The sequence below is a fragment of the Streptomyces sp. NBC_01314 genome (assembly GCF_041435215.1).
Lineage (GTDB): Bacteria > Actinomycetota > Actinomycetes > Streptomycetales > Streptomycetaceae > Streptomyces.
Window position 1 is genome coordinate 6,660,981 of record NZ_CP108394.1, and the last position, 20,598, is coordinate 6,681,578.

Sequence of the window (20,598 nt, forward strand, 5' to 3'; positions counted from 1 at the left end):
TTGATGTCGACGCTCTGGGCCTCGTCGATTCCGGCGCCGAGATCGCTCACGCTCGCTGAAGTTGGCATCTGGTGATCTTTGTTTGTTTGTGATGGTGACGAACGTCGGAACTTGTGCTTTGATGTGTTCGGTTCTGTTTGATGGGTGGGATGGGGAGTCCGGCGTGAAGAAGACCTCGACCCGACTGGCCGACGGTCGTGAGCTGATCTACTACGACCTGCGCGACGACACGGTGCGCGACGCGGTGGACAAGCGACCCCTCGACCGCACGGTCACCACTTCGGAGGTGCGCCGGGACCCGCTGCTCGGTGACTCGGTCGCGATCGCCTCGCACCGGCAGGGCCGCATCTACCACCCCCCGGCGAACGAATGTCCGCTCTGCCCCTCCGAGGGCGACCGGCACAGCGAGATTCCCGACTCCTCGTACGACGCCGTCGTCTTCGAGAACCGCTTTCCCTCCCTCGCCGGTGACTCGGGCCGCTGCGAGGTCGTCTGCTTCACCTCGGACCACAACGCGTCCTTCGCCGACCTGACCGACGAGCAGGCCCGCCTCGTCCTGGACGCGTGGACCGACCGCACGGCGGAGCTGTCGCATCTGCCCTCCGTCGAGCAGGTGTTCTGCTTCGAGAACCGGGGCGCCGAGATCGGCGTGACCCTGGGGCACCCGCACGGGCAGATCTACGCGTACCCCTTCACCACACCCCGCACCGCGCTGATGCTGCGCTCCATCGCGGCCCACAAGGACGCCACCGGCGGCGAGAACCTCTTCGACGCCGTACTGGAGCGCGAGCTCGCCGACGAGCGGATCGTGCTCCAGACAGAGCACTGGGTCGCCTTCGTGCCGTACGCCGCGCACTGGCCGTACGAGGTCCACCTGTACCCGAAGCGCCGGGTGCCGGACCTCCTCGCCCTCGACGAGGACGCACGCTCAGAATTCCCCAAGGTCTATCTGGAACTCTTGAGGCGCTTCGACCGAATCTTCGGCGAGGGTGAGCCCTCGACGCCGTACATAGCGGCCTGGCACCAGGCCCCGTTCGGCACGCTGGAGGAGTTCGAGGGTGTCCAGCGCGAGGACTTCGCACTCCACCTCGAGCTTTTCACCATCCGCCGCACCTCCGGCAAGCTGAAGTTCCTCGCGGGTTCCGAGTCCGGCATGAACGTGTTCATCAACGACGTGCCGCCGGAGCGCGCGGCCGAGCGACTGCGAGAGGTAGCGAGTTCATGAGCGGTAAGTACCTGGTCACCGGTGGCGCGGGCTATGTCGGCAGCGTGGTCGCCCAGCATCTGCTGGAGGCGGGCCACGAGGTCGTCGTCCTCGACAACCTCTCCACGGGCTTCCGCGAGGGCGTGCCCACGGGCGCGTCCTTCATCGAGGGCGACATCCGCGACGCCGCCAAATGGCTGGACTCCTCCTTCGACGCCGTCCTCCACTTCGCCGCGTTCTCCCAGGTCGGCGAGTCCGTCGTGAAGCCGGAGAAGTACTGGGACAACAACGTCGGCGGCACCATGGCCCTGCTCGGCGCGATGCGCGAGGCAGGCGTCCGCAAGCTGGTCTTCTCCTCCACGGCCGCCACGTACGGCGAGCCGGAGACGACCCCGATCGTCGAGTCCGCGCCGACGAAGCCGACGAACCCGTACGGCGCCTCCAAGCTCGCCGTCGACCACATGATCACCGGGGAGGCCGCCGCCCACGGCCTGGGCGCCGTCTCGCTGCGCTACTTCAACGTGGCCGGCGCGTACGGCTCCTGCGGCGAGCGCCACGACCCCGAGTCGCACCTCATCCCGCTGGTCCTCCAGGTCGCGCAGGGCAGGAGGGACGCGATCTCCGTCTTCGGCGACGACTACCCGACCGCCGACGGCACCTGCGTCCGCGACTACATCCACGTCGCCGACCTCGCCGCCGCCCACCTGCTGGCGCTGGACGCCGCGCGGCCCGGCGAACACCTCATCTGCAACCTCGGCAACGGCAACGGCTTCTCCGTGCGGGAAGTGATCGAGACCGTCCGCCAGGTCACCGGCCACCCGATCCCCGAGGTCGTCGCCCCGCGCCGCGCCGGCGACCCGGCGACCCTGGTCGCCTCCGCCGCCACGGCCCGCGAACGCCTCGGCTGGAACCCGTCCCGCGCGGACCTCGCGGAGATCGTCGCGGACGCGTGGCAGTTCGCACAGGCGCGGACGCAGTAGCTTCGCGCAGGCGCACGCCGAGTAGGGCGGGTTCGCCCGCGCGGGCGCCAAGTAGTGTGCCGGCTCAGCCAGTTCACGCGGCTGAGCCAGTTCGTTCGGTTGAGTACGGAAAGGTCAGGGTCAGGGGATGAGCGAGGCTGTCGTCGTCGCCGAGCGGTTCGAGGAGCTGTACGGGTCGGAGCCGGAGGGAGTGTGGGCCGCGCCGGGCCGGGTGAACCTCATCGGCGAGCACACCGACTACAACGACGGCTTCGTCATGCCCTTCGCCCTCCCGCACACCACGATCGCGGCGGTGTCCCGGCGCACGGACGGTGTCCTGCGCCTGCACTCCGACGACGTCGAGGGCGGCGTGGTCGAGCTGGTCCTCGAAGAGCTGACCCCAGAGGCCGACCGCGCCTGGACTGCGTACCCGTCCGGCGTCGTCTGGGCCCTGCGCGAGGCCGGCCACACGGCGGTGACCGGTGCCGACATCCATCTCACGTCGACGGTCCCGACCGGCGCGGGCCTGTCCTCCTCGGCGGCCCTGGAAGTGGTCGTGGCCCTCGCCCTCAACGACCTCTTCGCTCTCGGCCTCAAGGGCTGGCAGCTGGCCCGCCTGTGCCAGCGCGCCGAGAACGTCTACGTCGGCGCCCCGACCGGGATCATGGACCAGACGGCCTCCGCGTGCTGCGAGACCGGCCACGCCCTGTTCCTCGACACCCGCGACCTCTCCCAGCGCCAGATCCCCTTCGACCTGGCCGCCGAGGGCATGCAGCTCCTCGTCGTCGACACCCAGGTCAAGCACTCCCACAGCGAGGGCGAGTACGGCAAGCGCCGCGCCGGCTGCGAGAAGGGCGCCGCCCTCCTCGGCGTCGACGCGCTGCGGGACATCGCGTACGACGAGCTGGACGCGGCCCTCGACCGCCTCGGCGACGAGGAGGAGGTCCGCCGCCTGGTCCGCCACGTGGTGACGGAGGACCAGCGCGTCGAACACGTGGTCGCCCTTCTGGAGTCGGGCGAGACCCGGGCGATCGGCCCCCTCCTCGTCGAGGGCCACGCCTCCCTGCGCGACGACTTCCGCATCTCCTGCCCCGAACTGGACCTCGTCGTCAACACGGCCCTCTCCGCCGGCGCCCTCGGCGCCCGTATGACCGGCGGCGGCTTCGGCGGCTCAGCGATCGTCCTCGTCGACGAGACCGACGCGGACGCTGTCGCGAAGGCGGTCGAGGAAGCCTTCGCCGCAGCCGACTTCACCGCCCCCCGGGTCTTCGTGGCGGTGCCTTCGGCGGGGGCGCGGCGGGTCTCGTGACCTGAGGGCCGGGGGCCCGAGGTGTGAGGTGTGAGGTGGGGCGAGGCCGGAAGGCCCCGCCCCACAGTCATCAACACCGTCGGCTCCCCGATTCCAGCGCCGTATCCGAGTACGAGCACTCATGTGCTTCGCGGAACTCGCCAACGACTCTGTCACAGCAGGTAGTTAGAGTTGTCGGTGAGGTAGTGGCGCTACGGGGAGGGCAACGATGTCGAACGGCGGTGGAGCAGCAGGTTCCACGGGTGACTCGTGGGTGTCCGGCCTGTTCGACACCGCACAGGACGCGGTCACCGATCTGGTCACCGAACTGTCGTCGATCACGGCCTTTCAGAAGCGCGTCGACCAGCTGATCAGCGACCTCAAGGACTCCGACGCCGGCTCCGGCAAGGTCGGCCGGGAACAGCTCGTACGCACCCAGTTCGGCGGCGGCGACGGCGAGTGGGCGGAGGCCGCGGGCCTGTTCACGGCATACGAGACGGTGATCACGGAACTGGAGAATCTCTCGAAGCTCCTCTCCGACTCGATGGAGGGCATGGGCATCGCCGTCCTCGCCGCCCACAAGGGTTACCAGAACATCGACCTCGACATCCGTGACCGTATGGCGGCGATCAGCGCGGAGACGACGGAGCACTACGGCGGGGCGTGCGACCCGGGTCTGCCACAGCGAAGTGGTACCAGCCGGGACGCGACACCGCCGGATCAGGCACAGGCACCCGCGGACGGCGGCGACTCGGGAGGCACGATCTGATGGCAGGCGGCGGCACTTTCGACGGCATGAGCCACGAGCGCATGCTCCAGTGGCTCGACCAGGCCAACAGCGGAACGGTCCAGTCCGCAGCCGACCGGCTGGCAACAGCGGCCGAGGAGATCCGTAAGATCGCTGACGAGCTCAGGATCCGACCCCAATGGGTCGAGTGGAAGGGCGAGGGCGCCGACGCCTTCCGCGCCTGGACCGCCGACCTCGCCAACTCCACCTTGCGCTTGGGCGACTTCAGCGAGAGCTCCGCGAAATGGCTGGCCCAGGCCTCGGACGCCATCGCCCGCGCCCAGGCGGCGATCCCGCGTACGGCGGAGGGTGCCCAGGCGAACCTGGACGCGGCGACGGTGGCGCACAACGACCCGGACGCGGACACCATCTCCGCCAAGTCCGCAGCCGAACTCGCGGCGCTGGCGGCCGGCAAGGAGAAGCTGCGGCAGGAGGCTGCCGCGGAGATGGTGAAGCTGGGGCAGGCTTACGCGTTCTCGGCTACGCAGCTGAATGCGCTGGAGCGGCCTAAGTTCGCGCCGCCGCCGACGGCGGTTCTGCCGGACGACCCGATTCAAGTCTATGACCGGGAGTCACTGGCTCGATCGGGCGCTGCAGGTCAGGAAGATGTCTCTGCAGGGAACGGCTCGGCTTCGGTGCCCCAGAGGGCCGGTGCGGTGGGTGACACCGATGGGTCGGAGCCCTCAACTCATGGCAGGACGTTGCCTGAACGCTCCGCGCCGTCGGTGGACGAGCCTCCGACCCGGATGGGTATCGATTCCGTGGAGACGCTGCCGCAGGACAAGCGGACAGCGACGGGTCCGCCAAGCGGTCCACCCGGTGCCGGACGATTGGAGGGGCCTGGAAGTCCTCCGCACTCGAATTGGGTTCCCTCGGTGACGGGTAGGCAGGGTTTGCCTGCTGGTGGCCCGCCGGCGCAGGGGCGGTCGGCCGTGACTGGCCGTATGCCTCAGTTCCCTGCTGGTCAGGCTGTCCAATCTCCGAATGCCGCGCGTGTGCCGGGTGGTAGTAACGGCATCATCGGCGGTCGTCCGGTCACCCCGCCTTTGGGCGGGCAGGCGGGAACGGCTCATCGTGGAACAGTGGTGGGGGCACCACCCGGCTCGACAGGGCGTCCCCCGATGGGCCCCACCACCGGTACGGCGGCTCCCACAGGACGAGCGGCCGGTCAGCAGGGACCAACGCCCGGTCGCCGTCTCCCCTCGCCGAACGGCGGCGTCATCGGAGGCGCTCCGCAACAGACGGGCCGTGCGGTGCGCAGCTCCGGTGGCTCGGGTGGGACGGCGGGAGCCGGTACGACCTCCGGTGGTGGTACGACGCGTGGCGGCATCGTAGGCGGTGCACCCAGCGGGGTTCGCCCTGGCGAGAACAGAGGAACAGGCACCCCTCGCGTATCCGGGCCGAACTCCTCAACGCGCACGGACAACAGGAACGTCCGGTCACGCCGCCCTGCCAGCGACGAGGAGACCCGACGGCAGGGCAACAGGCGCACCGCGCCACCGGCCGCCGACTGACGCGTATCCCGGAACGGAGAGAGCGAAGCGCATGCACACCATCAGCCGACACGGGCGCCACCGTGCCATGGCATCGGCGATACTCGGCCTGCTGCTGGTGGGCTCTGCGGGAGCACCGGCCCATGCCGAGTCGATCCGTGAGCAGCAGTGGTTCCTCGACGCCATGAAGGCCGAGCAGATGTGGCAGACCAGCACTGGTGAGGGAATCACGGTCGCCGTGATCGATTCGGGGGTGGACGCGGCCAACCCCGATCTGAAGGGCCGCGTCCTGCCGGGCAAGGACTTCGCCCCCGATCAGCCGGGAGACGAGCGCACCGACTACGAGGACCACGGTACGGGAATGGCGGGGCTGATCGCAGGAACCGGCGCATGGAACGGTGGGCAGGGCGCTTTCGGGTTGGCCCCCGGTGCCAAGATTCTCCCCATCCGGATGCCAAAGGACGGGACAGCGGCCAACAAGGCCGAAGGGAACAGACGGTTCAACGAGGTTGCCCCGAAAGCGATCCGTTACGCAGCGGACGAGGGCGCCCAAGTCATCAATATCTCCCTCGCGACCACGGAGGGCTCGCCGCAGCTTACGGCAGCGGTGAAGTACGCCTTGGACAAAGGCTCATTGGTCTTCGCCGGCGCGGGTAACGACGGAGACAAAGCCAACGAAGTCATGTATCCAGCAGCCACGCCGGGCGTAGTAGCGATGGCAGCTGTCGGTAGAGACCTCCATAGGACCGAAGAGTCCCAGCATGGTCCTCAAGTGGATATGGCAGCACCAGGTGAGGAAATGGTGCACGCCTGCGGTACCGAGACCGGCCTGTGCAAGAGCCACGGCACCAGTGACGCAACCGCCCTCGCCTCCGCCAGCGCCGCCCTGATCTGGTCCAAGCACCCCACCTGGACCAACAACCAGGTCCTGAGAGTCATGCTGAACACCATCGGCGCCCCCACCGACGGCTCCAAGCGCAACGACTCCATCGGCTACGGCATCGTCCGCCCCCGCATCGCCCTGCAGAACCCCGGCGACCCGGGCCCGGCCGACGAATACCCGCTCCCGGACCTCGCGGCCGCGGCTTCCGCATCGCCGTCCCCCCAGCCCTCGGCCACCGATGCCGACAACGCCCCGGCGGAGGACAAGAACACCGAGGAGGCGGCAACCTCGGATTCCTCCAAGGGCAACAACATGCTGTCCACCGTCTTGGCCGCGGCTGCGGTCGTGGCACTACTCGGCATCGGCGTGGCGGTCCTCGTCGTCCGCAACCGCCGCCCCGCACACCTCACCCCACCGCACCCGACAGCCCCATACGCACCCTCGCCAGGACAACCCCAGTACCCGGCCCCCCAACACCCGCCTTCTCCCTACGCCGCCCCGCCCAGCGCTCCAAACGGCAACATCACTCCCGGCCAGCACCCCGGCCCCGGCCCACGCTGAAGAGAACCGACCGAGTTCCACCGTTCACTACACAGACCCCATGAGGGCTGTTGAGGGCCGCGATTTATTGGGATTCGGATCGGGTGGCTTATTACTTTATGCTGCTGAGGAAGAGGGAGAAGGCATTGCTCTCTATGGTAAGCACACCTCGGGCCGGGTCCTTAGAGTCGCGTATTCCGATCAGCGGTTCTATATATGCCATCTCGACGCACTCATTGTTCACTGCGCTGTAGCTGCTCCTGAACCACTTTGCCGCCGCAAGCCGGGCGACCGTCGGTGCTTCGCTCATCTCGTGAACTCCTCTCGCGCGGTGGCCAGTAGCTCAAGGCTGGCCGAGGTGTCGGCCGCTTGTGAGCGCAAGTAGTCAAACATGAGTTTGTAGCTCTGAACCTCGGTGGGGGAGTCGAGGTAGAGGCCTCGTTTGTGGAGTTCGAGGTAGACGACGTTCATGCTGTTGAGCGGATCGTCCTCGCTGTCCCGTCCCAGGACGAGGAAGTGGCCGCCGGAGCCGGCCGCGTGGGCGCCCGTTGTGAAGAGGAGCATCTGGATGTCCACATTGGGGCGTTGAGCCATGGTGTGCAGATGAGCGATCTGCTCGACCATTACCTCCGCGCCGCCGACGTTCCTCCGCAGTACCGCGTCGTCGAGGACCACCCAGAGGTGCAACGCGGGTGAGCGTTCCAGGATGGCTTGGCGCTTGATGCGGGCGTCCACCTTGTTGGCGATCACGTCTGCCTCGGTGCGGATGTCTTGTGCCTCGTGCAGCGCGAGTGCGTAGCGCGGGGTCTGGAGGAGCCCGGGTACCAGCGTGTTCGCGAAGACATGCTCGTAGGTGGCGACGTCCTCGAAGGACATCAGTGGGTCCAGGATCTCTGGCACGGCGGGGTGGGCCATCCACCAACCGTCGTCCAGGTTCCGCACGAGTTCGGCCAGTATGTCCCGCTCCTCAGGCGTGGCGTCGCAGGAGTCAGCGAGGGCTCGCGCGGTGGGTACTCGCAGCTTGGCGCGGTCCTGCCATGTCTCGTACCGGTTCACGGTTCCGACGGATACGCCCGCGCGCTTGGCGACTTCGGACTGTGTGAGGTTCACCCTTGCGCGAAGTGCCTTGAGTGCGCGGGCGATCCGCATGCGGCCGGCGGGGCCTGCTGATCCTCGTGCGGTCACCGTGTCTTCTCCTGCTCGGCCGCTGTCGGTATGGGCTCGGCTGCCCTTGCGGTCAACAGGGGAGAGCGTACGCAGCGTTGCGTCTACATCCCTGCGTGGTTCACCGGATCGAGGGAGATGACAGTGATGCAGCTATCGACTATTGAAATTCAATGAAACGGTTCTCGATGAATGCACCGAGCGCTCGCGCCTGTTCGTTACGGGCCGCTGCACCACCACGCCGAAGGGGCAGACATGAATCGTTGGACCAGACGGCTTGTCGACTGGGCAAGGCTGTTCACCGCACCGACCGGTCGTCACCGCGTGGGACGACTGCCGTCGCCCCTCTCGCCGATGTCGATGCCACCGCAACCTGCCCACCGACCTCTCATCGCCCTCACTGTCCAGGCCTGGTACGAGCCCATCGACGGCGCCTCCACACTCCTCATCCGCCCCTACCTCACCGCCCACGAGCGTGAGGAGAAGGCCCGGATTCAGCGGCTGCGCCGCGACACCCTGTGGTGTGCGACGTACGGGGTGGACCTGGACAGCCGGGACATCCACGCGTGGTTGGGGGCGGTGTGAGCGACAGGGAGCGGACCCAGGTGCGGCTTCTGCCCTGGAGCGGAGAGCATGGTGGGCCTTGCGTTCTTGTCACGGATGGCGACGGGCCCGTTTCCCGGATCGCCGACCGGGTCGAGAGCGGGGGGCCGGGGCTCGTGGACGGGCTGTTGAGCCGTGCGCGAGGCGTGCTTGCTGGGGAGGAGGCCGAGCGGCGTGGGGGTGAACTCGCCTTTGTGGACGTCCAGTTGGTGGACGTGCTGTTGGGTGCGTTGCTCGTGGGCGCGTTCGATGACGCTCGCCCCGGCGCCTCAGGGTTCGTGGCTCCCCAGGGCGTCGGGTTCCGGGCGTTCGGGCTGCTCTCGTTGCCCGGCACGGATCTCGCCTCCGCAGGTGCCGCTCGCCGTTACGCGTGCGACATGGCTCGGTCGTGGAGGCTCCCGTCGGATGCCGTGGCCGATCTGGAGAGCGTCGTCGGCGAGTTGGCGGCCAACGCCCTGGAGCACGGCGGCAGTGACCTCATCACGGTCACCCTCGCGCTCGCCACGGCAACGGTCACCATCGCTGTCACCGACGCGGGCCCGAGTCGGGGGATCGCGGCGTCGCTGCCGACGGCACGGGTGTTGCCGGGGGTTGAACAGGAGCGGGGGCGTGGACTGCTGATCACCGAGGCCCTGGCCAGTCGCTGGGGGCGGTGGGGGACGCGGGACAGCCTGACGGTCTGGGCCGACATCGCCGTCGAGTCCGCGTGGGCCGACCCGATTCCGGGAGCGGTCCCGCCGAGTGCGTCGGCGCGGCGGGATTCTTCGACGACGACGAGCTGACCGGCCCCAAGCGTTCAAAGCGGCGGTGTCGCGCCGCTGCCAGTAGCGGAGGTCCGGTCAGCTTTGCTCGTGCTCAACGAGGCAGGGCTGCCGTTCCGCGTGCGCAACGCACTCTCCGAGCGGCGGGCGGTGGGACCGGGAAGCCCTGGTCCCGCGGCCTTACTGTTGCCGAAACCGAAGGTGCTGTTGCCGTTGCCGGAGGAACGATTCGCGCGTTCCACCCGAGAACGCCCGCTCAACTCCCCCGACAGGGGAAGAATTTGGCCAAATCGCGCCCCACGTCTGAGCGCAAACACTCATGTGCTCCGCTCTCCCTGGCCCCCACACGGTCATTGCACACCGTGAACTCACCCCGGCGGCTACGCGGGATCCAGGACGGGCTTCGCGGGGAGCCCGCCGTTCTTCTCGCAGCGCAGTTCCTTGGCCATGGCCAGCGAGACGGAGTGGGCTACGGTTGCGTAGGCGTCCTTCAAGGCCTTGATGTCGCCCTCGGGTTCATGAAATGGATCCCGGTGCTCCACGCCGATCTCGATGTGGGCCGCTTCCGCCGAGTTGCCCAACTTGTCGCTCTTGCATGCGAACTCGACGTATGCCATGTCCGCCGCCGCCAGGGCCCGTTCCCCCATCTTCAGCACGGTGAACTCCGAGGCGGGGGTGCCCGTCGCGGCGGTGTCGACCCGCCTCCAGGTGATTCTGAGCTCAAAATCCGGAGTGTCGCGGGGCGTGTAAACGCGGCAGGCGTCCCCGCGATACACGTTGGGGTCCCCGAACGTCTCGACAATGGTCGTCGCGGCCTGCGCGATGGTGTACTCCTCTGCCGACGCCTCGAACCGCGACGACCCCGTGATCACCTTCAGCGCCTTGGACGCGTCAGTGGACATGGCATCGCCACCGCAGAGTTGTGTCCCCGCAACGATCTTGTAGTCCTTCGGGAGTCCGTCATCGTCCCCGTCCTCTCCACAACCCGTGGCCACGAGAAGCAACGACCCTGCCATGGCTGCGGAGAGGAGTCCCCCGCGTACTGACCTATGACTGATCACTGTCCGCATCCTTACGTGTCCTCCGCCGTCCACCGGCCTCAGCCGGTCTCCGGGGCATTGCCCTGCTGGTTCTCCCGGTCGTTGCCGACCCCGTAGCCGAGCACCCTCGATTCGAATAGGTCCCGTCCGAACTCGCTGTTGGGGTCCAGGCCGTTGTGTCGCAGGAAATCATCCATCGGGGCCTCGATCATGCTCTCACCGGCAGAGAAGATTTTCTTCTTCTCCTCGTCGGTGAGCTCCTCCGTCTTCTCCTTGTGCTCATCCACAGACTTGTCGGACATATCGCCGACCATCATGCCGATGACCTGTTCGGCAGCACCGCCGGCGGTGTCGGTCGCCAGCGGGATGAGCACCGCGGCAGTGCCCACGGCCGCGGTCGCGGGCAGGAAGGCGACGCCCGCCGCGATGCCCGCCGCGGCCCCGAACTCGACCCAGCCCGCCCGCTTTTCGACCGCCTTCTCGTAGTCCTCGTGGGTCTTGAGGTTCGTCGCTTCCACCTGGTCTGCCCGGGACTGGTCGAGCATGCCCTGCACCTCGGCGCCCACGAGCACGGTCGCCCTGGCAGCGCCCTCTTTGATCCCGTCCGGGCCCACTGTCCCTTCCAGCGCGCTGCGGGTGTACACCTGCTCCGCGGCCGAGAGCGTCGCGTAGGCGTCCGGATGCTGACCCAGGGTGCTGAGGAAGCCCCGGACGATACTCCGCCCGTGCCCGTCCCCGGTGTCCGCGAAGTCGACGTGCCCCTCCGGGTTCTTGCCCGGTGCGAACACGCTCTCCGGATGGTTCTTTTCCAGCGCCCAGTTGATGTCGTCGATGTAGCCGCCGCCCATGACGCCCAGGCTGTCGGACATCGCCTCGTGGTGCTCCTTGAGCAGAGCCGGGTCCGCGGCGTACTTCTCCATGACCTTCTGCATGACCGCGGCGTTGTCCGCGTCCCGCACCACGTCGGCGTCCGGGTGCCCGGCCGGGTAGCCGAGGGTCGCCGCCTCCAGGGCGTGGCCGAGGGCGTCGGGCATCTGGTCGAGTGACGCCTCGTGCTCGTTGACCGAGTTGACGTCGGGGAAGGACTCCCACTTCTCGTCGCTGAAGAAGTCCAAGTAGTTGTCGAACGGCTCGCCGTCCTTGTTCTTCCCGAGCGCGGCCGTGGCGCCGTGGTTGACCGTGCCGTCCTCGTTGTAGGCGGTCGGCGGGTCGGTGAAGAACTTCTTCGCCGCTTCCGGGCTGTTGCCGAGCGCTTCCAGCATGGCGGTGGCCGGGTCGTAGCCGGCCCCGTTCACGCCGGAGGGGTTGTACGGGTTCTTGAACAGACTGTTGACCGTCTTGTTCTCGGCGAACATGTCCGGGTCCTTCGCGTGCAGTTGCGCCACGTGTTCGGCGATCGGGTTGAGGAACTTCGCGTCGTAGTTCCCGTACCGCATGATCCCGCCGAGCAGCTGGTATCCGAACGTCCCGCCGTGGTCGTACTTGGACAGCGGAATGCGCTCCGTACCCAACTTGCGGAGCTCCGGGCCCCACTTGTCGGCGAATTCCTTGTCGTGTGAGGCGGTGGCCAGGTTGAGGCCGAGGTTCTCCTGGAGCTGCTGGACATCCTTGAGGCGTTGGGGGTCGACCTTGTCGTACTCGTACGTGTCCATGGAGAGCTGGCCGAAGAACGCGAGGGACTTCTCGGGGCCGAGCTTCTCGTAGAAGTACTTGGAGAACTCCACCGACTTGCTGTTGTCCTTCAGCAGTTCGTTGAGCTGCTGAAGTTCGGAGTGTGTGAGGTCCCGGCCCTTGCCCGCCAAAGCGGCGGCGCGGGCGGCTTCCTCCTGGTCCAGCTTCGTGTACGTCGGAGCGCTGAAGTCCTTGCGGTCGGTGACGTTGGCTTCAAGGGTGTTCTTGAGGGCGACGTCGGTGTCGTTGCAGTTGTCGACGAGGAGGTCGATCCTCTTCTGCCACGACTCGATGTTCCGCTGCTCTTCCCGCAGAAGATCGCTGTAGTCGGGGTCGTGCCGCGCCGCGGGGATCTGGGACAACGGGTTTTTCGCCGTGACCTTGCCTTTGCCGTCCACGCGGATGCCGGCCGCGGGCCCCTCGTGGTCCCGGATGGCGATCAGGTCGTCCTTGGCCTTCTTGATGGCCGCGTGACCCTCTTCCAGGATCAGTTTCACGCCCTTGGCTTCGGCCGCGGCATCCGCGAACTCCTTGGCCGTCTTGCCGATGAACGCCCTGGTGACCCCTGCGTTGACGCCCTCCCAGGAGGCCTTGTTCGCCTTTGCCTTCATCCCGTCGGTGGCGTCTGTGGCGAGAGTGTCCAGCTTCTTCGCCATCTCCGACCAGTCGTCGACGGCGGCCTTCAGCTTCGCCACCGGCGCGTCGATGATGTCCTCGTACTTCAGCATGGTGCGTGCTCCCCCGAGCCCTATTTCATGTAGTCCGATAGCACGGACGTCCGCATGAGATCCCCCTCGATCTTCGCCTCGTCCTTGGCGTGCTGGGCCTTGCTGTAGTCGAGGTGATTGGAGATCTGCGCGCAGGCGTCCAGCAGCGTCCGCAGGTGGGTCTGCCAGAAGTCGTGCACCTTCAGCACGGCCGAACCGCTCACGAAGTTCCCGTTGGTCAGCGCTATCGCCGCGTCGAACGTGGCGGGACGGGCGATGTCGCCCTCCTTCGCCAGCCGGCCCAGCAGGTCATACGCGTCATTGCCGATCGCGCCGAGATCGTCCCGATTGACCACCAGGTCTTTTCCGCCGCCGCCGCCACCACCACCTCCACCGCCCGCAGCCGGAGTGCTGTTGAGCCGCATGGCAGTCCGCTCGGCCGCCGCCGCGCGCAATTCGGCCCATTCTTGCTCGAACGTCACGATCTCTCCCAAGCTCATCCGGGCAGGCCACTCCACCGTACTCACGCGGCCACCGACCTGATCACCTGGCTCTCATATCATCACCCGCCCATGGGGCGCCCGTTGCTGACGTTGTTGCCGTGATGTCGTCAAGGTGAGGCCGGCTTCGGCGAGACATCCGTCGATGAGGTTGCTGCGGTACAGGATCTGGCGGAGACCGTGCCCCGCAAGGTTTACCTTGCGGGCATCATCGACCCATGACCGAGATCGAGATCAGTGCGGCCCAACTCCAACTCGGTGACCTCGTCCGGCGGGTCGCCCAGGAACACGAGAGCATCGCCCTCGCGGACCACGGGCACGTGGTCGCGCTTCTTGTCTCCCCGCAGGTGATAGAGGATCTGGAAGACGCCTTGGCGGTCGCCGACTACGAGCGGCGAAAGGCCGCGGGGGCCCTCGAAGAGGGCATCCCGCACGAGGAGGTCAGGCGGATGCTGGGGCTGCGTCCGTGATCTGTCGCATCGTCCGGAAGCCCGCGGCCACGAGCGTAACCGTGTGATTCCTTGCGGACGACCCCGCTCTTGCCGCCGTGTACGAGGCTGTGGACACGCTTGTCAGAAGCACCACGCGCCGCGAACTCCATCACCCATGTCCGCCGTGCCCGGCGGCGCCCGCCGGGCACGGCTCACCCGATCCTCTTCGTCAGCGTGTACTCCGTGATCCCCGGCGGATAGTCGGGGATCACGCACACCACCTCGTAGCCGAGACGTCTGTAGAACTCCGGGGCCTGGAAGTCCCAGGTCTCCAGACGGCACGATCGGCAGCCGCGTTCGTGGGCGGCCATGTGCTCGGCCTGCGAGAGGAGCCGCGAGCCGAGGCCCGCGCCCCGGTGGCGTTCGTCCACCCAGAGATACGTGACGTGCAGCCAGGTGGCCCAGGTGTGGCCGGCCAGGCCGCCGGCGAGGTCGCCCGCCTCGTCGAGGGCCCACACCTGGAGCGGGGACTGACGTTCACCGGGAGTGCCGCGCAGGTCGCGGAGGATCGGCGAGGCGGCGGTGTTACTGGCGCGCAGTCGGGAAAGTAGTAATTGGCTTCGTTCCTTGTCGACTTCTGTCTCGATACGAAACATGTGGCACACCATAAACGTGCTGGACAACCAGTTCTGCAAATTACCTTCCGCTCCTGCCCCCCGGCCTTACCCTGATGAACAGCACCGGTGGGGGCCGGTGCTGTTCAGGGGGCGAGACAGTCGGGTACGACGCCCGGAGTGGGGGTAGCGGTTCAGCGCGGCGGCGGCCGTGCGGCTGCGACGCCCCGTCCCAGGTGTAAACCGGGGCACGCTCCGGGCGCCGTATTCGCGCCGGGCGTCCCCCGACCAGTGGGGGTTTCAGTGGTTCGCATCCGAGTCCTGGTCGTCGACGACCACCGTATCTTCGCCGAGTCGCTCGCCGCGGCCCTGGCCGCCGAGCCGGACGTCGACGTGTCCGCGGCCGGCAGTGGTCCGGCCGCGCTGCGCTGTCTGGACCGCGCGGCGGCGGAGGGGCGCAAGTTCGACGTGCTTCTGGTCGACGCCGATCTGGGGGGCCATGCGCATGTCCCCGGCGCGCGTCCGGCAGCCGTGCCCATGGCCGTCTCGGACGGCGGCGAGGACGGGCTCGTGGACGGCATATCGCTCGTGGTGGGCGTGCGTTCGGGCCAGCCGAGCGTACGGATCGTCGTCCTCGCCGAGAAGGACGATCCGCGCCGGGCCGCGCTGGCCCTCCAGGCGGGCGCGTCCGGGTGGGTCGCCAAGGACTGCTCGCTGTCCCGGCTGCTCACCGTCATCCGGGGGGTGCTGCGCGACGAGACACATCTGCCGCCCGCGCTTCTCACGGGCGTCCTGCGGGAGTTGACCGCCGCGCGCAAGCACCGCACGGAGAGTGAGCGGCTCGTCGAGTCCCTCACTCCGCGTGAGCGGGAAGTGCTGCGGTGCATGGTGGCGGGGCTGGGGCGCAAGGCCGTCGCCGAGCGTCTGTTCCTCTCCCCGCACACCGTCCGCACGCACATGCAGAACGTCCTCGGGAAGCTGGGCGTCCACTCCACCCTCGCCGCCGTCGCGCTCGCGCGCCGGGCGGGCGTCGGACCGGCCGACCTAGCCGGGGATGTTGTCGAACGGGGCGGTCAGCTGGCGTAGCAGGCCCGCCAGGTCGCCCCGCTGGGTGCGGGAGAGTTCGGCCAGGATCGCCCGTTCCTGGTCGAGGAGTCCGGCAAGGGCCTGGTCCGCGCGGTCCTGGCCCTCGTCCGTCAGCCGGACGAGCACGCCCCTGCGGTCACTGGGGTCGGGCAGCCGTTCGACCAGGCCCTTCTTCGTCAGCCGGTCGATACGGTTCGTCATCGTGCCCGAGGTCACCAGCGTCTGCGTCAGCAACTGGCCGGGCGAGAGCTGATACGGGTCGCCCGCCCGCCGCAGCGCGGTGAGTACGTCGAACTCCCACGGCTCCAGCTGGTGCTCGGCGAACGCCAGCCGGCGCGCGCGATCCAGGTGCCGGGCAAGTCTGCTCACCCGGCTGAGTACTTCCAGCGGCTCCACGTCGAGGTCGGGGCGCTCCCGGCGCCACGCTGCGACCAGCCGATCGACCTCGTCCTCCATAGCGATCAGTGTAGTGGTTGTGTCGATGTGAAGTCTCTTGAAATCAAGAGAGTTAGGATCAAGTCTCTTGACTTCGAGATATCTGCCGCAGGAGAGTGGAGGCGTCCGGAGCCGGGCGGCGACACTCCGGTGCCGGAGTCCGGAGGAGTCACGAGGAGGTAGTCCTTTTCATGTCCGCCACCAGCCCCACCTGGGACCCCCAGCAGTACCTGCGGCACGCCGGCCACCGCGCCCGCGCCTTCGTCGACCTGCTCGCCCGCGTCCCCGAACCGCCGGCCGACCACCCCCGCATCGCCGACCTCGGCTGCGGCCCCGGCAACGTCACGCGACTCCTCGCCGACCGCTGGCCCACCGCGCACATCACCGGGTACGACAACTCACCCGAGATGCTCGACAAGGCCCACGTCGACCACGAGGGGCCCACCCCGGGCGGGGGCCGCATCGACTTCGCCGCGGCGGACGTCCGTTCCTGGGTGCCCCCGGAGCCGTACGACCTGATCGTCGGCAACGCCACGTTCCAGTGGGTGCCGGGCCATCTCGACCGCTTCCCCGCCTGGGTCGACGCCCTCGCCGCCGGCGGCACCTTCGCCTTCCAGGTCCCCGGCAACTTCGACTCGCCCAGCCACCGCCTCATGCGCGAACTCGCGCACTCCGCCCGCTGGAAGGACCGGCTCGGCGAGACCCTCCGGCACGACGACGCGGTCCACACCCCCGCCGACTACCTCGCGGCCCTCGCCGACCTCGGCTGCGAGGTCGACGCGTGGGAGACCACGTACGTCCATCTTCTCCAGGGCGAGGACGCGGTGCTCGACTGGGTGAAGGGGACCGGACTGCGGCCGGTCCTCACCGAACTGGGCGCGGACGCCGAGCCGTTCGTCGCCGAGTACCGAACCGCCCTGCGCGAGGCCTACCCGTCCACCGCCCACGGCACCCCGTTCCCGTTCCGCCGCATCTTCGTCGTCGCCCACAAGAAGGGGACGGGCCGGTGATCACCGCCGTCGACCACGTCCTCCTCGCCGCCCCGCCGGGCTCGGAGGACCGGCTGCGGGCGTACTACGTCGGGGTCCTCGGAATGACGGAGATCCCGAAGCCGCCCGCGCTCGCGGTGCGGGGAGGGTGCTGGTTCGCGGCGGGGGACGTGATCCTGCACCTCGGGGTGGAGGCGGGGTTCCGGCCGCCGAGGAAGGCCCACCCCGGGTTGCGGGTGCGGGGCATCGACGCGTACGCCGCCCGTCTCGCCGAGTGTGGAGTGCCGGTCGTTCGGGACGACGGCCTGCCGGGATATCGGCGGTTCTACTCCGAGGATCCGGTGGGGAACCGGTTGGAGTTCCTGGAGCCGGGCTGAGGTGCGGGGAGGGGGTGGCGGGTCCGTCGCGGGGAGCGCGGGGGCGATGTCGATGTTGTGCAAAATATTGACGGCAGGTAGATGCACGCCTACCTTCGCGGTGTTCCTCCCTCGTTCCCCCTTAGCTCCAGGGAGACCCCCATGTCCCCGTCCCCACTCCCCAACCCCGCCGAACAGGCCGAACAGGCCGAACAAGCCCTGCGTACACGGCAGTTGCGTCGTGTGGCGCTGTCGGGTCTGCTCGGTACGGCCGTCGAGTTCTACGATTTCCTGGTGTACGGAACGGTCGCCGCGCTGGTCTTCGGTGAGCTGTTCTTCCCGGGCGCGGACCCGGCTGTCGGCACGATCGCCGCGTTCGGCACCTTCGCCGCCGGATACCTCGCCCGCCCGCTGGGCGGCATCGTCTTCGGGCACTTCGGCGACCGTCTGGGCCGCAAGTCCATGCTGCTGCTGACCATGGGCCTGATGGGCGGCGCCAGCTTCCTCATCGGCCTGCTGCCCACCTACGACACCATCGGCGTGTGGGCACCCGTCCTGCTGATCACCCTGCGGGTGCTGCAGGGCATCGCCATCGGCGGCGAATGGGGCGGCGCCACCCTCATGGTCGTCGAGCACGCCGGCGAGAAACGGCGCGGACTGTGGTCCAGCTTCACGCAGATGGGAGCACCGCTCGGCTCCCTGCTCTCCTCGGTCGTCGTCACCTTCGTCGTCGCCATGCCCCGTGAGGAGTTCGCCGCGTGGGGCTGGCGCGTGCCGTTCCTCCTCAGCGTCGTCCTGCTCGGCGTCGGACTCTTCGTCCGCCTCAAGGTGGTCGAAAGCCCCTTGTTCACCCAGGTCAAGAAGGACCGGGCCGAGGCCCGGCTGCCGATCGTCGACGTCCTGCGGCGCCCGCGCCCCCTGCTGCTGGCCTGCTGCGTCGGCATCGGCGCGTTCACCGCGCAGTCCCTGCTGACCAGCTACCTGATCGCCTACGCCACCGGCATCGGCTACCCCCGCCCGCAGGTGCTCACCGCGCTCACCGTCTCCGCGTCCGTCGCACTCGTCGTCCTGCCGTGCGCGTCGGCGCTCTCCGACCGTGTCGGGCGCCGCCCGGTCGTCCTCACCGGAGCCCTCGCCTCCGCCGCGCTCGCCTTCCCCGTGCTCGCGCTGGTGGACTCCAGGTCACCCGGACTGCTCGTCCTCGCGGTCGTCCTGGGCCACGGATTCGCCCAGTCCGTGATGTACGGACCCCTGGGCGCGCTGCTCACCGAGATGTTCGGGACCAAGGTGCGCTACACCGGCGCCTCCCTCGGCTACCAGGGCGCCACCCTCATCGGCGCCGGATTCTCCCCCATGATCGCCGGGAGCCTCGTGGCGGCCAACGGGGGTTCCAGTACGCCGATCTCGCTGCTGATCTGCGGGGGTGCGGCGATCACCGCCGTGACCGTGTGGTTCGTACGGGAGACGCACCGGGAGTCCCTGGGTGACGTGGCCCTCCGGGAGGGTGCCGCGAAGGAGGAGGAGGTGGCCTCGTAGGCCGGTTCGGTGAGCCACGCTCGGGGTGGGGCGGGGACTGTGAGTCGTCGCTCGGCCGCGGCCCGGCGGGGCTGCTCGGCTTCTCGCGAGCGTCGGGGCGTGGCCTGTGGTGGGGGGCTTCTCGCGACCGTTCGGTTGCGGCCCGGTGGGGCTTCTCGCGCAGTTCCCCGCGCCCCTTTCGGGGCGCGGCCGTCACCCGGCGGCCCGATCACCCACCCCGGACCGCACCCGCCCCCGCCCCAGCCCTTGATCCGGCCGCGAAAGAGGCATCCCGGCCTCTGACCAAACTCGCGAACAAAGCGGCCCCCGGTCTCTGAACAGGCCCGCGAACAAAGCGCCCCCAGCCCCCAAGCAAGCCCGAACCGAGCGCCCCCAGCCCCCGGGCAGGCCCGGAATCAAGTGGCCCCGGCCCCTGACCAGGCCCCTGGGGCCCCCGTACCCTTACCGCTGTGGAGGACGAGATCCTGGATGTCGATGTCGTCGACGCGCCGCAGTTGCGGCCGCAGTCGTTGGTGCTCTCCTTCTTCGGGAATCACGTGCTGGACCTGGGGGAAGGCGACCTCGGGGTGTACTCGGGGAGCATCATCGACGTGCTCGGGCGGGTCGGCACGGGTGAACAGGCCGTGCGGTCGACGCTGACACGCATGGTGAACCGGGGGTTGCTGCGGCGCCAGCGGGAGGGCCGGAGGATGTTCTTCGGGCTCACTCCGCACGCGGGGGACATCCTGCGCGACGGCGGACAGCGCATCTGGCGCGACGGCGCGGTGAACGAGGACTGGGACAGGACCTGGACCCTCCTCGGCTTCTCCCTCCCCGAGTCCTGGCAGCGCCAGCGCCACGACCTGCGCTCCCGGCTCTCCTGGTCCGGATTCGGCGCCCTCTACAGCGGGCTGTGGATCGCGCCGGGACGGGTGGACGTGCGGGAGATCGTCTCCGAGCTGGGCCTGGACGCGCATGTGAAGGTGTTCCACGCGCAGGCCGACGAGTTCACCGACATCGGGCTGATGATCCGTGAGAGCTGGGACCTGGAGACCCTGGCCGCGCGCTACGTCGCCTTCGACAAACGGTGGACCACCGCCGACCTCGCCGCCGCCGACCCGATCGCCACCCGGCTGCGGCTCGTCGCCGAGTGGCTGCGCATCATCCGTACCGACCCGCGCCTGCCCGTGCGGCATCTGCCCGCCGAGTGGCCCGCGCGACAGGCCCAGGACACGTTCCGGCGCATCGCCGAACAGACGGCGGGCCCGGCCGGACGGATGGCGGCGGACGTTCTGGAAACGACTCCGCTGCGCCCCGCCGCATTCGAAAGGCCGTAGCAAAAAACGGATTTTTATATTCCGTGCGGAGTTCCGTATTCCGTCTCGCTGATGCTCCCGAGTGCCCCCTGGTGCGGGAGTGGCCAATATTGTTCTTTGGCTTTCCTTTCTGATGGATGTATTCTCGGTCTACTTTTTGATGTCTCCCGCGTGTTGTCCGGGGGAGCGGGAGTCGAGGCTGTGACCAGGGGGGATCTGGGCCAGTGAGTATCTGCTGAGCCGTTCGGCGCGCTTG

The 20,598-nt window shown here is 68.5% G+C and carries 20 protein-coding genes; 13 read left to right on the plus strand and 7 right to left on the minus strand.

The window, feature by feature from the left end; genetic code table 11:
- The first annotated feature begins 163 nt into the window (after positions 1–163).
- The 5 genes from galT to mycP all read left to right on the plus strand — a co-directional run bounded on the left by galT (position 164) and on the right by mycP (position 7,175).
- Complete coding sequence (gene galT / locus OG622_RS29580; RefSeq protein WP_371579665.1) at positions 164–1,225, plus strand: galactose-1-phosphate uridylyltransferase; 1,062 nt, start codon at positions 164–166, stop codon at positions 1,223–1,225.
- Entirely contained in the window at positions 1,222–2,184 is a 963-nt protein-coding gene (galE, locus tag OG622_RS29585; protein WP_371579666.1) for a UDP-glucose 4-epimerase GalE, read from the plus strand. The genes galT and galE overlap by 4 nt, the downstream gene beginning before the upstream one ends.
- A gap of 127 nt (positions 2,185–2,311) precedes the next feature.
- Positions 2,312–3,472 (plus strand): galactokinase, encoded by a 1,161-nt coding sequence (gene galK, locus OG622_RS29590; protein ID WP_371579667.1) that lies wholly within the window; start codon positions 2,312–2,314, stop codon positions 3,470–3,472.
- Positions 3,473–3,680: 208 nt separating this feature from the next.
- Entirely contained in the window at positions 3,681–4,220 is a 540-nt protein-coding gene (locus OG622_RS29595) for a hypothetical protein (protein WP_371579668.1), read from the plus strand.
- Positions 4,221–5,819: 1,599 nt separating this feature from the next.
- Positions 5,820–7,175, plus strand: coding sequence for a type VII secretion-associated serine protease mycosin (gene mycP, locus OG622_RS29600; protein WP_371579669.1), 1,356 nt, complete (start codon positions 5,820–5,822; stop codon positions 7,173–7,175).
- 91 nt (positions 7,176–7,266) lie between these two features.
- Here the strand turns inward: mycP and OG622_RS29605 are convergent, their stop codons facing one another.
- Both OG622_RS29605 and OG622_RS29610 read right to left on the minus strand, forming a co-directional pair.
- Positions 7,267–7,464 (minus strand): DUF397 domain-containing protein, encoded by a 198-nt coding sequence (locus OG622_RS29605; RefSeq protein WP_371579670.1) that lies wholly within the window; start codon positions 7,462–7,464, stop codon positions 7,267–7,269.
- A complete protein-coding gene (locus tag OG622_RS29610; protein WP_371579671.1) occupies positions 7,461–8,339 on the minus strand; it encodes a Scr1 family TA system antitoxin-like transcriptional regulator in 879 nt (292 codons plus the stop codon). Before OG622_RS29610 ends, OG622_RS29605 begins: the two co-directional genes overlap by 4 nt.
- A gap of 339 nt (positions 8,340–8,678) precedes the next feature.
- On the opposite strand from OG622_RS29610, the gene OG622_RS29615 reads away from it, so the two are divergent.
- Positions 8,679–8,903, plus strand: a complete 225-nt coding sequence (locus OG622_RS29615; protein WP_371579672.1) for a hypothetical protein — start codon at positions 8,679–8,681, stop codon at positions 8,901–8,903.
- Positions 8,904–9,049: 146 nt separating this feature from the next.
- Positions 9,050–9,703 carry an ATP-binding protein gene (locus OG622_RS29620; protein WP_371579673.1) on the plus strand — a complete coding sequence of 218 codons (654 nt, stop codon included), beginning with the start codon at positions 9,050–9,052 and terminating at the stop codon, positions 9,701–9,703.
- A gap of 359 nt (positions 9,704–10,062) precedes the next feature.
- On the opposite strand, the gene OG622_RS29625 is transcribed toward OG622_RS29620, so the two are convergent.
- The 3 genes from OG622_RS29625 to OG622_RS29635 all read right to left on the minus strand — a co-directional run bounded on the left by OG622_RS29625 (position 10,063) and on the right by OG622_RS29635 (position 13,582).
- Positions 10,063–10,698, minus strand: coding sequence for a hypothetical protein (locus OG622_RS29625; RefSeq protein ID WP_371579674.1), 636 nt, complete (start codon positions 10,696–10,698; stop codon positions 10,063–10,065).
- 83 nt (positions 10,699–10,781) lie between these two features.
- Positions 10,782–13,121, minus strand: a complete 2,340-nt coding sequence (locus OG622_RS29630) for a hypothetical protein (protein ID WP_371579675.1) — start codon at positions 13,119–13,121, stop codon at positions 10,782–10,784.
- A gap of 20 nt (positions 13,122–13,141) precedes the next feature.
- The gene (locus tag OG622_RS29635) at positions 13,142–13,582 is read right to left on the minus strand and encodes a hypothetical protein (RefSeq protein WP_371584257.1); all 441 of its coding nucleotides are present in this window, start codon (positions 13,580–13,582) and stop codon (positions 13,142–13,144) included.
- 236 nt (positions 13,583–13,818) lie between these two features.
- On the opposite strand from OG622_RS29635, the gene OG622_RS29640 reads away from it, so the two are divergent.
- Positions 13,819–14,070 (plus strand): type II toxin-antitoxin system Phd/YefM family antitoxin, encoded by a 252-nt coding sequence (locus OG622_RS29640; protein ID WP_371579676.1) that lies wholly within the window; start codon positions 13,819–13,821, stop codon positions 14,068–14,070.
- A gap of 173 nt (positions 14,071–14,243) precedes the next feature.
- Here OG622_RS29640 and OG622_RS29645 read toward each other — a convergent pair whose 3' ends face one another.
- The gene (locus tag OG622_RS29645) at positions 14,244–14,687 is read right to left on the minus strand and encodes a GNAT family N-acetyltransferase (protein ID WP_371579677.1); all 444 of its coding nucleotides are present in this window, start codon (positions 14,685–14,687) and stop codon (positions 14,244–14,246) included.
- A 261-nt stretch (positions 14,688–14,948) separates the two neighbouring features.
- On the opposite strand from OG622_RS29645, the gene OG622_RS29650 reads away from it, so the two are divergent.
- Positions 14,949–15,731: a LuxR C-terminal-related transcriptional regulator gene (locus OG622_RS29650; protein WP_371579678.1), complete on the plus strand. Its 783-nt coding sequence runs from the start codon at positions 14,949–14,951 to the stop codon at positions 15,729–15,731.
- Here the strand turns inward: OG622_RS29650 and OG622_RS29655 are convergent.
- Positions 15,690–16,187, minus strand: coding sequence for a MarR family winged helix-turn-helix transcriptional regulator (locus tag OG622_RS29655; RefSeq protein WP_371579679.1), 498 nt, complete (start codon positions 16,185–16,187; stop codon positions 15,690–15,692). The genes OG622_RS29650 and OG622_RS29655 overlap by 42 nt on opposite strands.
- Before the next feature lie 170 nt (positions 16,188–16,357).
- On the opposite strand from OG622_RS29655, the gene OG622_RS29660 reads away from it, so the two are divergent.
- From OG622_RS29660 to OG622_RS29675, 4 genes are all read left to right on the plus strand, one after another.
- Positions 16,358–17,176 (plus strand): trans-aconitate 2-methyltransferase, encoded by an 819-nt coding sequence (locus OG622_RS29660; RefSeq protein WP_371579680.1) that lies wholly within the window; start codon positions 16,358–16,360, stop codon positions 17,174–17,176.
- On the plus strand, positions 17,173–17,532 hold the full coding sequence (locus tag OG622_RS29665; protein WP_371579681.1) for a glyoxalase: 360 nt from the start codon (positions 17,173–17,175) through the stop codon (positions 17,530–17,532). Before OG622_RS29660 ends, OG622_RS29665 begins: the two co-directional genes overlap by 4 nt.
- Before the next feature lie 141 nt (positions 17,533–17,673).
- Positions 17,674–19,047, plus strand: a complete 1,374-nt coding sequence (locus OG622_RS29670; protein WP_371579682.1) for an MFS transporter — start codon at positions 17,674–17,676, stop codon at positions 19,045–19,047.
- A gap of 449 nt (positions 19,048–19,496) precedes the next feature.
- Positions 19,497–20,363 carry a PaaX family transcriptional regulator C-terminal domain-containing protein gene (locus OG622_RS29675; protein WP_371579683.1) on the plus strand — a complete coding sequence of 289 codons (867 nt, stop codon included), beginning with the start codon at positions 19,497–19,499 and terminating at the stop codon, positions 20,361–20,363.
- Positions 20,364–20,598: the final 235 nt, after the last annotated feature.

Coding starts and splice junctions, on each gene's coding strand:
- galE (WP_371579666.1), top strand. CDS start 1,222: ATGAGCGGTAAGTACCTGGTCACCGGTGGCGCGGGCTATGTCGGCAGC.
- galK (WP_371579667.1), top strand. CDS start 2,312: ATGAGCGAGGCTGTCGTCGTCGCCGAGCGGTTCGAGGAGCTGTACGGG.
- OG622_RS29595 (WP_371579668.1), top strand. CDS start 3,681: ATGTCGAACGGCGGTGGAGCAGCAGGTTCCACGGGTGACTCGTGGGTG.
- mycP (WP_371579669.1), top strand. CDS start 5,820: ATGGCATCGGCGATACTCGGCCTGCTGCTGGTGGGCTCTGCGGGAGCA.
- OG622_RS29605 (WP_371579670.1), bottom strand. CDS start 7,464: ATGAGCGAAGCACCGACGGTCGCCCGGCTTGCGGCGGCAAAGTGGTTC.
- OG622_RS29615 (WP_371579672.1), top strand. CDS start 8,679: ATGCCACCGCAACCTGCCCACCGACCTCTCATCGCCCTCACTGTCCAG.
- OG622_RS29625 (WP_371579674.1), bottom strand. CDS start 10,698: ATGGCAGGGTCGTTGCTTCTCGTGGCCACGGGTTGTGGAGAGGACGGG.
- OG622_RS29630 (WP_371579675.1), bottom strand. CDS start 13,121: ATGCTGAAGTACGAGGACATCATCGACGCGCCGGTGGCGAAGCTGAAG.
- OG622_RS29640 (WP_371579676.1), top strand. CDS start 13,819: ATGACCGAGATCGAGATCAGTGCGGCCCAACTCCAACTCGGTGACCTC.
- OG622_RS29645 (WP_371579677.1), bottom strand. CDS start 14,687: ATGTTTCGTATCGAGACAGAAGTCGACAAGGAACGAAGCCAATTACTA.
- OG622_RS29655 (WP_371579679.1), bottom strand. CDS start 16,187: ATGGAGGACGAGGTCGATCGGCTGGTCGCAGCGTGGCGCCGGGAGCGC.
- OG622_RS29660 (WP_371579680.1), top strand. CDS start 16,358: ATGTCCGCCACCAGCCCCACCTGGGACCCCCAGCAGTACCTGCGGCAC.
- OG622_RS29670 (WP_371579682.1), top strand. CDS start 17,674: ATGTCCCCGTCCCCACTCCCCAACCCCGCCGAACAGGCCGAACAGGCC.